At 59.7% G+C, this 15,124-nt stretch carries 13 protein-coding genes and 1 pseudogene; 9 read left to right on the forward strand and 5 right to left on the reverse strand.

All coding sequences use genetic code 11. From position 1 onward, the window contains the following. Positions 1-28: 28 nt before the first annotated feature. The 8 genes and pseudogenes from F0169_RS06050 to F0169_RS06085 all read left to right on the forward strand — a co-directional run bounded on the left by F0169_RS06050 (position 29) and on the right by F0169_RS06085 (position 8,804). The gene (locus tag F0169_RS06050) at positions 29-796 is read left to right on the forward strand and encodes a TerC family protein (protein ID WP_122250172.1); all 768 of its coding nucleotides are present in this window, start codon (positions 29-31) and stop codon (positions 794-796) included. A gap of 256 nt (positions 797-1,052) precedes the next feature. Continuing rightward, positions 1,053-2,711, forward strand: coding sequence for a Na/Pi cotransporter family protein (locus tag F0169_RS06055; RefSeq protein WP_152746005.1), 1,659 nt, complete (start codon positions 1,053-1,055; stop codon positions 2,709-2,711). A 58-nt stretch (positions 2,712-2,769) separates the two neighbouring features. After that, positions 2,770-4,152 carry a M16 family metallopeptidase gene (locus F0169_RS06060; RefSeq protein ID WP_152746006.1) on the forward strand — a complete coding sequence of 461 codons (1,383 nt, stop codon included), beginning with the start codon at positions 2,770-2,772 and terminating at the stop codon, positions 4,150-4,152. A gap of 70 nt (positions 4,153-4,222) precedes the next feature. Continuing rightward, positions 4,223-5,253: pseudogene (locus F0169_RS06065) on the forward strand (DUF5924 family protein). A gap of 54 nt (positions 5,254-5,307) precedes the next feature. Beyond that, complete coding sequence (locus tag F0169_RS06070; RefSeq protein WP_152746007.1) at positions 5,308-6,456, forward strand: ABC transporter permease; 1,149 nt, start codon at positions 5,308-5,310, stop codon at positions 6,454-6,456. After that, positions 6,453-7,256 carry an ATP-binding cassette domain-containing protein gene (locus F0169_RS06075; protein ID WP_122250174.1) on the forward strand — a complete coding sequence of 268 codons (804 nt, stop codon included), beginning with the start codon at positions 6,453-6,455 and terminating at the stop codon, positions 7,254-7,256. Before F0169_RS06070 ends, F0169_RS06075 begins: the two co-directional genes overlap by 4 nt. 1 nt (position 7,257) lies before the next feature. Then, positions 7,258-8,196, forward strand: a complete 939-nt coding sequence (locus tag F0169_RS06080) for an MlaD family protein (RefSeq protein ID WP_058413915.1) — start codon at positions 7,258-7,260, stop codon at positions 8,194-8,196. Beyond that, on the forward strand, positions 8,193-8,804 hold the full coding sequence (locus F0169_RS06085; protein WP_152746009.1) for an ABC-type transport auxiliary lipoprotein family protein: 612 nt from the start codon (positions 8,193-8,195) through the stop codon (positions 8,802-8,804). The genes F0169_RS06080 and F0169_RS06085 overlap by 4 nt, the downstream gene beginning before the upstream one ends. Before the next feature lie 161 nt (positions 8,805-8,965). Here F0169_RS06085 and F0169_RS06090 read toward each other — a convergent pair whose 3' ends face one another. The 5 genes from F0169_RS06090 to F0169_RS06110 form a co-directional block, all read right to left on the reverse strand. Continuing rightward, positions 8,966-10,195 (reverse strand): nucleoside recognition domain-containing protein, encoded by a 1,230-nt coding sequence (locus tag F0169_RS06090; protein ID WP_058413913.1) that lies wholly within the window; start codon positions 10,193-10,195, stop codon positions 8,966-8,968. Positions 10,196-10,291: 96 nt separating this feature from the next. Then, a complete protein-coding gene (gene gltP, locus F0169_RS06095; RefSeq protein ID WP_058413912.1) occupies positions 10,292-11,623 on the reverse strand; it encodes a glutamate/aspartate:proton symporter GltP in 1,332 nt (443 codons plus the stop codon). A 730-nt stretch (positions 11,624-12,353) separates the two neighbouring features. After that, positions 12,354-12,821: an inhibitor of vertebrate lysozyme family protein gene (locus F0169_RS06100; protein ID WP_058413911.1), complete on the reverse strand. Its 468-nt coding sequence runs from the start codon at positions 12,819-12,821 to the stop codon at positions 12,354-12,356. Positions 12,822-12,823: 2 nt separating this feature from the next. Continuing rightward, positions 12,824-12,985 carry a DUF1328 domain-containing protein gene (locus tag F0169_RS06105; RefSeq protein WP_082649059.1) on the reverse strand — a complete coding sequence of 54 codons (162 nt, stop codon included), beginning with the start codon at positions 12,983-12,985 and terminating at the stop codon, positions 12,824-12,826. A gap of 89 nt (positions 12,986-13,074) precedes the next feature. Beyond that, positions 13,075-13,365, reverse strand: a complete 291-nt coding sequence (locus tag F0169_RS06110) for a hypothetical protein (RefSeq protein WP_058413910.1) — start codon at positions 13,363-13,365, stop codon at positions 13,075-13,077. 403 nt (positions 13,366-13,768) lie between these two features. On the opposite strand from F0169_RS06110, the gene algB reads away from it, so the two are divergent. Beyond that, positions 13,769-15,115 (forward strand): sigma-54-dependent response regulator transcription factor AlgB, encoded by a 1,347-nt coding sequence (gene algB / locus F0169_RS06115; protein WP_152746010.1) that lies wholly within the window; start codon positions 13,769-13,771, stop codon positions 15,113-15,115. Positions 15,116-15,124 lie beyond the last annotated feature (9 nt).

Here is a 15,124-nt window from a genome sequence, read left to right on the forward strand (position 1 = left end):
GGTTTAACATTTGTTCTAAGGACTACACATGGAATGGCTCACCAATCCGGAGATCTGGATTGCCTTCTTCACTCTGACAGCCCTCGAAATCGTCTTGGGCATCGATAACATCATCATGATTTCGATCCTGGTCAGCCGCATGCCCAAGGCAATGCAGGCGCGTACCCGGATCTTCGGCTTGGCGCTGGCGATGGTCACGCGAATCCTGTTACTGCTGTCGATCACGTGGGTCATGCAACTGACCAACGACCTGTTCGTGGTAATCGGCCAGGGTATTTCCGGCCGCGACTTGATCCTGTTCTTCGGTGGTCTGTTCCTGCTGTGGAAAAGCTCTCAAGAGATGTACCACGCCCTGGAAGGTGAAGACGAAGCCAACGAAGAGCCAGGCGGCAAGGGCGGCAAGTTCATCTACACCATCATTCAGATCGCGATCATCGACATCGTGTTCTCGCTCGACTCGGTGATCACAGCGGTCGGCATGGTTTCGCATGTACCGGTGATGATCGCCGCGATCATTGTGGCCGTACTGGTGATGATGCTGGCCGCCGGCACCATCAGCGAATTCATCGACAAGCACCCGTCGCTGAAAATGCTCGCGCTGTCATTCCTGCTGGTGGTCGGTACGGTGTTGATCGCCGAATCCTTTGATGTGCACGTGCCAAAAGGCTACGTCTACTTCGCCATGGCCTTCTCGCTGGCCGTAGAGGCGATCAACATCAAGATGCGCACCGCCAGGGCGAAAAACAAGAAACAGCAAGACCCGGTGAAACTGCGCAAGGATGTTCGCGGTCAATAAACCCAAGCCAGACCAAAGAGGCTTTTTATAAGCCCCTTTTTTTTGCGCGTAGTGCTGACCCAAAGCGTTACTGGATGCATCCCCACCCACGGCGAGGGGAGCGATCTTCATGACAGTTTTGTTTCAATCCCCACTTTAGCTATGCGATGCTGGCGCAGAGCCCATCCGCCAACTACAGCTTAAGTACAGCGGTAGAACGGCACGCGGCAACTTTTCTTCGCCCCGCTTGGGGCGCATTCACCACGGAGGGCCGAGCATGCTGACCTTGCTCAACCTGCTTTCCGCCGTGACCCTGCTTATCTGGGGCACGCACATCGTGCGAACCGGTATCTTGCGGGTCTACGGTTCCAACTTGCGCCAAGTCATCGGGCAAAACATGGCGAGGCGCTGGCTGGCATTTGTCGCCGGTATCCTGGTCACCGCCATGGTGCAGAGCAGCAACGCCACCGCCATGCTGGTGACCTCGTTTGTCGGCCAGGGCCTGATGAGCCTAACGCCCGCACTGGCGACCATGCTCGGTGCCGATGTGGGTACAGCGTTGATGGCGCGCGTACTGACGTTCGACTTGTCGTGGCTGTCGCCGTTGCTGATTTTTCTCGGGGTGATTTTCTTCCTGTCGCGCAAACAGACGCGGGCAGGGCAGATGGGCCGCGTCGGCATCGGCCTCGGCCTGATCATTTTGGCGCTGCAATTGATCGTCGAAGCCGCCGGGCCGATAACCCATGCCCAAGGCGTCAAGGTGCTGTTTGCCTCGCTGACCGGCGACATCCTGCTGGATGCCTTGGTCGGCGCCATGTTCGCGATGATTTCTTACTCCAGCCTGGCCGCGGTACTGCTGACCGCCACCCTGGCCGGCGCCGGCGTGATCGGCCTGCACGTGGCTATTGGCTTGGTGATCGGCGCCAACATCGGCAGCGGTGTGCTGGCCTTCCTCAGCACCAGCATGCAAAACACCGCCGGTCGGCAAGTGGCGCTGGGCAGCCTGTTGTACAAGCTGATCGGCCTGTTGCTGATCATTCCGGTCCTCGACCCTCTTGTCGGCTGGATGGACGGTTTGGACTACAGCGCCCAAGACATGGTGATTAGCTTCCACCTGCTCTACAACCTCAGCCGCTGCCTGATCCTGCTGCCGACCATCGGCCCAATGGCACGCTTGTGCGCCTGGCTGCTGCCGGAACAAGCGGAGGCCAACGGCAAAGCCAAGCCGCGCCACCTGGACCCCACCGCACTCGCCACGCCGAGCCTTGCGCTGGCTAACGCCGCGCGGGAAACACTGCGCCTGGGCGACCTGATCGACAACATGCTCAGCGCGATGCTCGAAGTGCTGCGCGGCAAGCAAACCGCGATGACCCAGGCCATGCGCAGCCTCAGCGATGACGTCGAAGCGCTCTACAGCGCGATCAAACTTTACCTGGCGCAAATGCCCCGCGAAGACCTCAGCGAACATGACAGCCGCCGCTGGGCCGAGATCATCGAACTGTCGATCAACTTGAAACTCGCCGGCGACCTGATCGAGCGCATGCTGCGTAAAGTCCAGCAGCAAAAAACCGCGCAGCGTCGGCAGTTCTCTGAAGTCGGCCTGGAAGAACTCGCCGACTTGCAGACTCAACTGATCGCCAACCTGCGCCTGGGCTTGTCAGTGTTCCTCAGCGCCGACCCGGAAAGCGCCCGGCAATTGCTGCGCGAGAAACGCCGCTTCCGCGCTCAAGAGCGCCGTCTGGCCCACGCGCACGTCAGCCGCCTGCAGCGCAAAATCGTCCAGAGCCTGGAGACCAGTTCCCTGCATTTGGAACTGATTGCCGATATGAAACGCCTCAACTCGCTGTTCTGCAGCAGTGCCTACGTGGTACTCGAAACGTTCGACACCGGCGCACTCTCCGCTGAAGATATGACCGACATTACCCATTCGCCCTGAACGTACGACGGCGAGCGAAGTCAGTTAACAACCGACCCCATTCGCCAGGAAGCTTGTTATGCGTCGCCTGTTATTCGCCTGCCTGCTTTTGGGTTCGGCACACGCCATTGCCTTTGACCGCTTGCAAGTTGAGGGCTACAGCTTGCCCAACGGCCTGCAATTGCTGCTCAAACCGGGCACCGAGCGCGGGCACGTGGCTATCCGCCTGGTGGTGGGTGTGGGCCTGGATGACTTCCCCTGCGAAGAAAAGGAACTGCCGCACCTGCTCGAACACTTGCTGTTCAGCGGCATCGACGGCGGCGGCGAAGGCGACCTCGAAGACCGCATGCAAGCCTTGGGCGGTGAGTGGAATGCCTACACCAGCAATGCCGACACCACCTTTGTGATCGAGGCACCGGCGCAAAACCAGCGCAAAGTGCTCGACCTGTTGCTGGCGATCATCACCCGTACCGAGCTGACCGACGCCAACATCAATGCCGCCAAGCGGGTGGTCGAGCGCGAAGACGGCGGCCATTACTCGCACCTGCAACGCCTGATCGACCGTCAAGACCTCGGCCACAACGCCAGCAACCAACTGGCCGTTGAATTGGGGCTCAAATGCGCCGAACGCGCCGAGGTTGGCCAGCTGACCCGAGAGCAGTTGGCCACGCTGCGCAAACATTGGTACGCGCCCAACAACATGACCCTGATCATCGTCGGCGAACTCGACAAACTGCTGCCGGCCTATCTGGAACGCACCTATGGCCAGCTTGAGCCGGTCGAGCCGAGCGAGCATCTGCCGCTGCCCGAGATCCAGCACACCGCCGCCACTCACCGCGACCTGATCCACGGCTGGCTTGGTGACAGCGCCAAGCTGCACTGGCTGTTCCCCGAGCCGGTGCTGGACGAGCAGCACGATGAAACCTACGACCTGCTCAAGGATTACTTCGACTGGGCGCTGTACCGTCAATTGCGCCTCGCGCACAGTTTGTCCTACGGCCCATGGAGCGAGCGCGAAGTGCTGGGCGGCGTCGGCTTCATCAGCCTGAATGCTGACCTTGAGCGGGACTCGCTGCCCGAAGCCGAACACGTGCTGCAAGACCTCAAGGCGCAACTGCTCAAGGACGGCCTTGCCCCGGCGGTATTTGCCCGCCTGCAACAGGCTGCCATCGCCCGCCAGGCTTGGGCGGTTCAAGGTAACAGCGCGCTGGCCGATTATTATTGGAGCGCGTCCGGCGATTACGCCAACGGCCATTTCAGCGACCCGGTCAAACGCATCAAGGCCGTAAGCTTGAAACAGGCCAACCAGGCCATGCGCCAAGTGTTTGAGCAGCAGGGCTATTGGCGCATCGAAAAACCGCTGTTGAGCTACGACAGCCTGAGCTGGATCGGCGCCGCTGTGCTTGGGCTGCTCGCCCTGCTGTTGGGTGGTGTGCGGCTTTACCGAAAACGCGTCGCGTAATGAAACACCGAACACCGGCCCAAGACGCTATTCTGTCTGGGTTTTTTCCTACACCAACTGTGAACCGCCAATGCCAAACCTGCCGCCCCTTATCCAGCGCATCCTCGTACTGATCAAGCGCTACCCAGGGGTGATCGCACTCGGCGGTTTTATCTCGGGTGTGTGCAGCTTCATTCTGGTAGACCGCCAGCAAGGCATGGCCAGCTGGATCGCCGTGATCATGCTGGTGAGTTGGCTGTGGCTGATGCTCGAAAACGCCTTTACCCAGCTGTTCGCCAAAGTCTTCAAACGCGAAATCCCCGAACCGCTGCTGCGCTACGCCACCCAGATGATCCACCAGGAAAGTCTGTTTTTTGTGCTGCCGTTCTTTTTCGTCACCACCACATGGAACAGCGGCCAATCGATTTTCACCGGCCTGCTCGGCGCGGCGGCACTGGTGTCGATTACCGACCCGCTGTACTACAAGTGGCTGGCACCCAAACGCTCGCTGTTTCTGGCGCTGCACACCCTGACGTTGTTTGCCGCGCTGCTCACCGCGCTGCCGATCATCCTGCACCTGACCACCGCCGAAAGTTACAAATTGGCGCTGGGCGTGGCCATGGCCTTGTCGATTCCGAGCCTGGCCGTGAGCCTGCCGCTGCGCAGTGTTAAAGGCTGGGCAATGCTGCTGGGCGTGACCGCCGCCATTGGCTGCGCGGGTTGGTTCCTGCGCAGTTGGGTGCCGCCGGCGACCCTGTGGATGACCGAAGTGGCGATCAGCACTCAGATGCAAGACCGCACACCCGGTGACGACCTCAGGGAAGTCAACGCCGCCCAGTTGCGCAGTGGCGGGCTGTACGCCTACACCGCGATCAACGCCCCGCGCGGCTGGATGAACGGATTTACCATGTGTGGAAATTCAATGGCAAAGAAGTCGACCGCATCGCCCTGGACATCCACGGCGGGCGCAAGGAAGGCTACCGCGCCTGGACCCACAAGCAGAACTTCCCCGCCGACGCGGTAGGCCGCTGGCAGGTGCGGGTGTTGACCGAAGACGGTCAGGTGATCGGCGTGCTGCGTTTTAAAGTCACTGATTCAGCACAAACCGACAACCCCAAGTAAGCCGTATCGTGCTATTACGTAGCAATTGTGGACAGCCAACCAAGCTCGGAGCTTATGACCACCAGTAGCACGCCCGGCGCAGCTCACCTGGATACGACGACCGCCCCGCCGTTACTTCGGATTACGGGCGACTGGACGCTTGCCCACTACGCCAACCTGAAGAAGCTGTCGGACAAGCTCGATGGCCAATACGACGCCGGCGCCCGCATCGACCTCAACGGCCTCGGCGCACTGGATACCGCCGGCGCGTCGCTGCTGGTCGAGCTGCTGGGCCCGGACCGGATTGAGCAATCCGCCGAACAGACCGATTGCAGCCTTTCTACCGCCGACCGCTCGCTGCTCAAAACCGTTTACCGCTCGCTGAATGATTTTTGTGTGCCGGACAAAGCGCCGGAACAAGCCGCCGGCATCCAGTTACTCGCGCGCATCGGCCACGCGGTGGACACCGTTTGGCAAGACAGCAAGCAATTGCTGGGTTTTATCGGGCTGATCCTTGAAACCTTCGCGCGTGGCATCTTGCGCCCCAAGCGCTGGCGCCTGACGCCGATGGTCGCGCACATTGAGCAAACCGGCCTGGATGCCGCGCCTATCGTGGCGTTGCTGACCTTTCTGGTCGGCGCTGTGGTGGCGTTTCTCGGCGCCACCGTGCTCAAGAGCTTTGGCGCGACTATTTTCACCGTCGACCTGGTGGCGTTCTCTTTCCTGCGCGAGTTCGGCGTACTGCTGACCGCCATCCTGATCGCCGGCCGCACCGCCAGTGCGTTTACCGCACAAATCGGTTCGATGAAGGCCAACGAAGAAATCGACGCGATCCGCACCCTCGGCCTCGATCCGATAGAGCTGCTGGTGCTCCCGCGCGTCTTGGCGCTGCTGGTGTCGCTGCCGATGCTGACTTTTCTGGCCATGCTCTCGGGGATTGTCGGCGGCGGCGTGGTCTGCGCCGTCGCGCTGGATATTTCGCCGGCGATGTTTCTCTCGCTGCTGCAATCGGACATAGGCGTGCAACATTTTCTGGTGGGCATGCTCAAAGCGCCGGTGTTCGCCTTCCTGATCGCCGCGATTGGCTGCCTCGAAGGCTTCAAGGTCAGCGGCAGCGCCGAGTCGGTTGGCGCCCACACCACCTCCAGCGTGGTGCAGTCAATTTTTGTGGTGATCGTGCTGGATGCGGTCGCCGCGATGTTCTTTATGGAGATGGGCTGGTGAGTCGTCCACAGCGTGCGCCCGCCGAGGCGGTGATTGAAGTGCGCGGCCTGTGCAACCGCTTTGGCAGCCAGAGCGTGCACGAGCAGTTGGATCTGGATGTGTATAAAGGCGAGATTCTCGCAGTGGTCGGCGGCTCGGGCAGCGGTAAGTCAGTGCTGCTGCGCAGCATCGTCGGCCTGCGCCGCCCCAGCGAAGGCCAAGTGCGGGTGTTCGGCAAGAACCTGCCGAACCTGCCGGAACACGAACGTTCGCTGGTAGAGCGGCGCTTTGGTGTGCTGTTTCAGAAGGGCGCGCTGTTTTCCTCGCTGACCGTCACCGAAAACGTCGCCCTGCCGTTGATCGAACACGCCGGCCTCAGCCGCGCCGACGCCGAGCACTTGGCCGCGGTCAAACTGGCGCTGGCCGGGTTGCCGCTGTCGGCGGCGGATAAATACCCGGCCTCGCTGTCCGGCGGCATGATCAAACGCGCGGCCCTGGCGCGCGCGCTGGCCTTGGACCCGGACATCCTGTTTCTTGATGAACCCACCGCCGGCCTCGACCCGATTGGCGCGGCGCAATTCGACCAACTGATCCTGACCCTGCGCGACGCACTGGGCCTGAGCGTGTTTCTGGTCACCCATGACCTCGACACGCTTTACACCATCACCGACCGCGTGGCGGTGCTGGCGCAGAAAAAAGTGCTGGTGGCCGATGCCATCGATGTTGTGTCGCAAACCAACGACGCCTGGATTCACGAATATTTCCACGGCCCCCGGGGCCGCGCGGCATTGACTGCCGCTCAACCGCTTAACGAGGTATGACATGGAAACCCGCGCCCATCATGTGATGATCGGTCTGTTCAGCGTGATCGTGGTGGTCGGCGCGATGCTGTTCGGCCTGTGGCTGGCCAAATCCAGCGTCGACAGTGCCTTCCAGGATTATGAAGTGGTGTTCAACGAGGCGGTCAGCGGCTTGTCGCAGGGCAGTTCGGTGCAGTACAGCGGGATCAAGGTGGGCGATGTCACCAGCCTGCGCCTGGACCCCAAAGATCCACGCCGCGTATTGGCGCGCATTCGCCTGGCCGGGCAAACCCCGATCAAGCAAGACACGCAGGCCAAGCTTGCACTGACCGGCATCACCGGCACCTCGATCATCCAGCTCAGCGGCGGTACACCGCAAAGCCCGGAACTCGTGGGCAAAGACGGCAACCTGCCGGAAATCATCGCCTCGCCATCGCCTATTGCGCGCCTGCTCAATAACAGCAACGACCTGATGACCAGCATCAACCTGCTGCTGAACAACGCCAACCACATGTTCTCGCGCGAGAACGTCGAGCGCCTGAGCAATACCCTGGACAACCTGCAACAAACCACCGGCGCCATCGCCGACCAGCGCGGCGACATCAAGGTGGTGATGCAGCAATTGCTGCAGGTGAGCAAACAGGCCAGCGCTGCGCTGGAGCAAACCACGCTGCTGATGCGCAACGCCAACGGCGTGCTCAATGACCAAGGCAAGCAAGCCTTTGGCAGTGCCGAGCAGGCGATGAAATCGCTGCAGCAAAGCACCGCAACCATCAACACCTTGCTGACCAACAACAAAGACTCGGTGAACAGCGGCATGCAGGGCCTTAACGAATTGGCGCCAGCGGTGCGCGAACTGCGCGAAACCCTGGGTTCGCTGCGCGCCATCTCTCGCCGCCTCGAAGCCAACCCCAGCGGTTACTTGCTGGGCAGCGACAAGAACAAGGAGTTCACGCCATGAAGCGTGCTTACCAAATGCTCGCCCCGGTGGCGCTGGCCCTGATCAGCGCCTGCTCGATCCTGCCCAAACCTGACCCGTCCGACGTGTACCGCCTGACGTCGGCGCAAACAACCGCCCACGGCGCGCCGGTGAGCTGGTCGTTGCGCGTGAGCAAGCCGCAGACCAGCGAGTTTCTCGACAGCCCGCGCATTGCCGTGGTGCCCAATGGCGACCTGATCAGCAGCTATGCACATTCGCGTTGGAGCGATCCGGCGCCGGTGCTGTTGCGTAATCGGTTTATGGACGGCTTCCAGCGCGATGGGCGGGTGACGTTGCTGAGTACCGACGAGACCAACCTGCAAGCCGACTATGAGCTGGGCGGGCAGTTGCAGGCGTTTCAAAGTGAGTACCGGGGCAGTGCGGTGGAGGTGGTGATTCGCCTGGATGCGCGGCTGGTGCGCGGCAGTGATCAGCGGATTATTGCCAGCCGGCGGTTCGAGGTGAAGCAGCAGGCGAGCGATACCAAGGTACCGGCGGTGGTGGCTGCTTTTGGCCAGGCGGGGGACCAGTTGAACCGGCAAGTGGTGGAGTGGGTGGTGCAGCAGGGCAATACAGCGCCTGAGCAGTAATGCCCTCATCGGGAGCAAGCCCCCTCCCACATGTGAAGGTATTCACGGTTCAACTGTGGGAAGAGGCTTGCTCCCGATAGCGGGAGCAAGCCCCTCCCACACTTGAAGTTATCCACAGTTCAACTGTGGGAGGGGGCTTGCTCCCGACAGCTATTCAAGCCTCAACCAAAGAACCAGTAGCACACCGCAATCGCTGCCACCACACCAGCGAACTCCGCCAGCAACGCACACCCCACGGCATGCCGCGCCCGCTGAATGCCCACCGAGCCGAAGTACACCGCCAACACGTAGAAGGTGGTTTCGGTACTGCCCTGAATTGTTGCCGCCACCAGCGCCGGGAAGCTGTCGACACCTTGTGTTTGCATGGTCTCAATCAGCATCGCCCGTGCGGCACTGCCGGAGAACGGCTTGACCATCGCGGTCGGCAACGCGTCGACAAAGCGCGTGTCCATGCCGGTCCAGGCCACCAAGTGGCGAATCCCTTCCAGGCCGAAGTCCAACGCGCCGGAGGCACGCAGCACGCCAACCGCGCAGAGCATCGCCACCAGATACGGCAGCAGGTTCTTGGCAACGTCGAAGCCCTCTTTGGCGCCTTCAACAAATGCCTCGTAAACCTTGACCTTGCGCAGCGCACCAATCACCAGAAACAGCATGATCAGCCCAAACAGCGTGAGGTTACCGAGGATCGACGACAACCCGGCCAGCGCCGTGGCGGACAAGGTCGCCAGCAACGCCATGAAGCCACCGAGGATCAGCGCACCGGGAATCAGATAGGCCAGCACCACCGGGTCCCACAGGCGCAGGCGCTGCATCACCGCCACCGAGAGCAAGCCCACCAACGTCGAGGCGCTGGTGGCCAGCAGAATCGGCAAGAACACCAGCGTCGGGTCGGCGGCGCCTTGTTGAGCGCGGTACATGAAAATGGTCACCGGCAACAGCGTCAGCGACGATGCGTTAAGCACCAGGAACAGAATCTGCGCGTTACTTGCGGTATTGGGGATCGGGTTGAGTTCCTGCAGCGCCTTCATGGCTTTGAGGCCGATCGGCGTAGCGGCGTTGTCGAGGCCCAAGCCGTTGGCGGCAAAGTTGAGGGTGATCAAACCGATGGCGGGGTGGCCGGCCGGCACTTCCGGCATCAGCCGGCGAAACAGCGGGCCGAGAGCCTTGGCCAGCCAGTCGACGATGCCGGCTTTTTCGGCGATGCGCAAAAAGCCCAGCCATAAGGTCAGCGTGCCGAACAGCAGCACCATCACTTCCACCGACAATTTGGCCATGGCGAAAATGCTTTCCACCATCGCCGCAAAAATACCGGCGTTACCGCCGATCAGCCATTGCGCCAGTGCTGACACCATTGCCACGACAAAAAAGCCAAGCCACAGGCCATTGAGCATCAGTTAAATCCCCCGAAAGATGGGGCGAATGATAGCGGGGCTGACAGAAACGACAAACCCCGGATTGACCGGGGTTTGTTTTAAATCATGCCTGCATCAGCCGCGGCTGGCTTCGCCCACCGGCAGCGCCTGCTTGCTGCGCCAGTGTGGCAGGGAGTTCCAGTAGCGTTCGCCCTTGGCATCGTCGTACATGCCTTCCCAACGCGAGATGACCAATACCGCCAAGGCGTTACCGATGACGTTGAGTGCGGTACGCGCCATGTCCATCACGCGGTCGACACCGGCGATAAAGGCCAGGCCTTCCAGCGGGATGCCAACGCTGCCCAAGGTCGCCAGCAGTACCACGAAAGACACGCCCGGCACACCGGCGATGCCTTTGGAGGTGACCATCAGGGTCAGCACCAGCATCAGTTGTTGGCCGATCGACAGGTCGATGCCGTACAACTGGGCGATAAAGATAGCGGCGATGCTCTGGTACAGGGTCGAACCGTCGAGGTTGAACGAGTAACCGGTCGGCACCACGAAGCTGCAGATAGCCTTCGGCGCGCCGTAGGCTTCCATCTTCTCGATCACACGCGGCAGCACGGTTTCAGAACTGGCAGTGGAGTAGGCCAGCACCAGCTCATCCTTGAAGATGCGCATCAGCTTGATCACCGAGAAACCGAACAGGCGAGCGATCAGGCCCAGTACCACAAAGGCGAAGAACAGGATGGCGACGTAAACCAGAATCACCAGCTTGGCCAGCGGCAGCAAAGAGGCGAAGCCGAAGTTGGCGACGGTCACTGCGATCAGCGCAAATACACCAATCGGGGCGTACTTCATGATCATGTGGGTGACTTTGAACATGCTCTCGGACACGCCCTGGAACATGGTCACCAGCGGCTCGCGCAGCTCAGGCTTGAGGCTCGACAAGCCGAGGCCGAACAGCACCGAGAAGAAGATGATCGGCAGCATTTCGCCACGCGCGACGGCTGCGAAGATGTTCGACGGGATCAGGTTGAGAATGGTCTCGATGAACGCGTGCTCATGCTGCACTTCGGCAGCGGTGGCGGTGTACTTGGAAATATCGACGGTACCCAGGGTACTCATGTCGATGCCCGCGCCCGGGTGGAACAGGTTAGCCAGCAACAGGCCGACCACGATGGCGATGGTGGTGACCACTTCGAAGTAAAGGATGGTTTTGACGCCGATTCGACCCAGCTTCTTCGCGTCACCGACACCGGCGATGCCGACGATCAGTGAAGAAATCACAATCGGGATCACGATCATTTTGATCAGGCGGATAAAAATATCGCCCGCTGGCTGCAACACATTGCTGATCCACCAGGCTTTTTCAGCACTGAAATGGTTGAGCACTGCACCGATTGCGATCCCCAATACCAAACCGATGAGGATCTGCCAGGCGAGGCTTAGCTTTGCCTTCTTCATGTCATTACCCTTACTTCAAGTGGACTTAAGGCGAATGCGCCAGCTGGAACGCCCGGAAGCGAAAAAGTGTGTGCATCTGCCTCCGTAGAAGGTCACCGCCGCATGGCCGAAATGGCTTACTGGCAGGCGAAAAAAGGCGCAACTATTCCCATGCAAGCGAGCGACGTCTAATGCCGTAAACGCCTACCCTATGCCGAATCGGCATGGCTTTTTTTGTAAATAACTGGCCGAGCGGTCAGTTCAAATACGCCATTTAGCAAGGCGAATAGGCCGTCAACCTGCCAAGACAGGCTCGCTCAGAGAAGGTGGACGAAGTGAAGTCACCCGCAATAAACCCGGGCAATCGCCGAACGTGGCGTCTCACCGCACCGACGATTCGAGAAAAATTTTCTCGATAGAAGGTCGATTAGACACACCAAGTAATGATTGGGAGGACGTAAAAAAGGAAATACCCGCTATGGGCGGCATACGTGACGGGTTATCAGAGCGATAAGCCCGTCGCAAGTTCAGCAAGCTTGAGGACTTGTGAACTTGCGTCACAGCTTTACACCTGACCCAGCCCTTGCGCAGGTACTCCCTGTACCCGTAGGTCACGCCGATCTCGATTGATCAGAGCAACCCGGCCCCCTGGTCATGCAGCGCCCATGGCGAGCGATGCAGACAGAAAGAAGCACAGTGGCTTCTTTCTATGGACGAAGGCTGCGTCTTCGACTGTTACGTCAGACGAAACCTAGTACCAATTCGGGTCTTTCTTGAGCTGTTCCATCAGCAGTTTTTGCATGCCTGGGTCCGGCTTACCGATAAATCGGTAATCGGCGTGCCGCGTTGGGGACTTGTCCGCCGGCAAACCTGCCGGGACTTCCACCAACATGGCGTAGGCATCTTCCTTGTCGAAGCTGAATGCAACGATCAGACGCTTGTGCAGGCAACTGTCCGCTGTTTCGCAGAGCGGCCCGACCAAGTACTTGTCGCCACCTTCCTCTACGGCATTCATTTGCTCGGCGGAACCTGAAAGATTCATCACCCATTCAGGCAAGCGCTCTTCTTTCTTCACCACACTTTGCCAGGTTTCGCGGTACTGCTTGTCCGCGCCGAGCAATTGGTTGGCCCGTGATTGGCCGTCATTGGCGGCCATCACCAAGCCGCTGCCGCCCAAGAGCAGGGCAACAGCAATGGCCTTAAGAGGAAGAGACTTCATGTTCAACGACCGCGACGGCCAAAGAAGAACGAAGCGATGAACATCACCAGGAAGACCACAAACAGAATTTTTGCGATACCCGTAGCGGTGCCCGCGATACCACCGAAGCCCAGGACTGCAGCCACAATGGCGATGATCAGAAATGTGATTGCCCAACTCAGCATGGTGAATCTCCTTAAAGTTTATGAAAGTAACAGCGGTAATTCCGTTCAGCCGCCGAGACCAGCGACCCTTTGTTGCCTGGAAGTGTTGCCTAGAAGACCCAACGCTCTTGAGTCGGCAATTCGCCCAGGGTGGAATCCTGGTCAGCCACTCTCAATTGCGGGGCAGTCACATCGGCAGTAGCGCTGCCAACGGAACGAAAATGTTTCTGTGTCATGACCGGACGTTCAAATTGTGCGGTTTGCTGCTGACTCTCCTGCCAGTGTTGCAACTGCTGGCCAGCAATCAGCGTGACCATCAACGCCAGGCTGGCAAACAGACCTTGCTGCAAGCGCAGTGGCGATACGTGCAATTGGCTGAAGCTGAGGCTTTGGCGAGTCATGCTGCATTTCTCCCGCATTCTGATTATTCGTTCATGACACTGTTGAGAGGGATATTGCAGAGCGCATGCCAGGTTTTTTACAAAATAAAACACAGCAAAATCAGATACTTACGAATTAAACACCCACGATGAGCCCAGCATCCTGCACGATGGCCCTGTCCAGGCCGTGCGAAATGCACGATGGTCACTGCGCAGACCAAGGGATCAAAAGCGCTTGGCGAGTTGCCCAAGGGAAAAGAACCGGCGAAAAACCGGTAAAACGCCTTAAAAAGGTGCGTTTGTAGGAGAGGGCGCAGATACCTGCGCGAAGAAGCCTTTTATCAATCAGAATAAACCATGCAACTTGCCCGATTATTCCGGGACTAAGCACCATCACTACTCACAGTTAAGGAGCGCGGGACACATGGAATCAGCCAAGGAACTTCAAGGCCGCATTCTTTTAGTGGATGACGAATCCGCGATCCTTCGCACCTTCCGTTATTGCCTGGAAGACGAGGGCTACACCGTAGCCACCGCCAACAGCGCCGCCCAAGCTGACGCATTGATGCAGCGCCAGGTGTTTGACCTGTGCTTCCTGGACTTGCGCCTGGGCGAAGACAACGGCCTGGATGTATTGGCCCAAATGCGCATTCAGGCGCCGTGGATGCGCGTGGTGATCGTGACCGCGCATTCCGCCGTGGACACCGCAGTCGACGCGATCCAGGCGGGCGCTGCCGACTACCTGGTTAAACCTTGCAGCCCCGACCAATTGCGCCTGGCCACTGCCAAACAGTTGGAAGTGCGCCAGCTTTCGGCGCGCCTGGAAGCGCTGGAAGGCGCGGTGCGCCAATCCAAAGACGGCCTCGACTCCCACAGCCCGGCCATGATGGTGGTGCTGGAAACCGCACGCCAAGTCGCCAGCACCGACGCCAACATCTTGATTCTTGGCGAGTCCGGTACAGGTAAAGGTGAACTGGCGCGGGCGATTCACGGGTGGAGCAAACGCTCGAAAAAATCCTGCGTGACCATCAACTGCCCGTCGCTGACGGCAGAGCTGATGGAAAGTGAGTTGTTCGGCCACAGCCGCGGCGCTTTCACCGGGGCCAGCGAAAGCACCTTGGGCCGAGTCAACCAGGCGGATGGCGGTACGCTGTTTCTCGACGAGATCGGCGACTTCCCCCTCACGTTGCAACCCAAGTTGCTGCGTTTCATCCAGGACAAAGAATACGAGCGCGTCGGCGACCCGGTGACTCGGCGTGCCGATGTGCGCATTCTGGCGGCGACCAACCTGAACCTGGAAGACATGGTGCGCGAAGGCCGCTTCCGGGAGGACTTGCTGTACCGTCTCAACGTTATTACTTTGCACTTGCCGCCTTTGCGCGAGCGCAGTGAGGACATCCTGACCCTGGCAGACCGGTTCCTGGCGCGTTTCGTCAAGGAATACGCCCGACCCGCTCGCGGTTTCAGCGATGACGCACGTGAAGCCCTGCTCAATTATCGATGGCCGGGCAATATTCGTGAGCTGCGCAACGTGGTTGAGCGGGCCAGCATTATCTGCCCACAGGAAAAAGTCGAAATCAGCCACCTCGGGATGGCCGAGCAACCGACCAACAACGCCCCACGTATCGGCGCAGCGCTGAGCCTGGACGAGCTGGAGAAAGCCCATATCGGCGCCGTACTTGCCACCAGCGACACCCTGGACCAAGCGGCCCGGACCCTCGGCATCGACGCGTCGACCCTGTACCGCAAACGCAAACAGTACAATTTGTGAGCTGTACCC

The organism is Pseudomonas kitaguniensis (assembly GCF_009296165.1).
Classification (GTDB): Bacteria; Pseudomonadota; Gammaproteobacteria; order Pseudomonadales; family Pseudomonadaceae; genus Aquipseudomonas; species Aquipseudomonas kitaguniensis.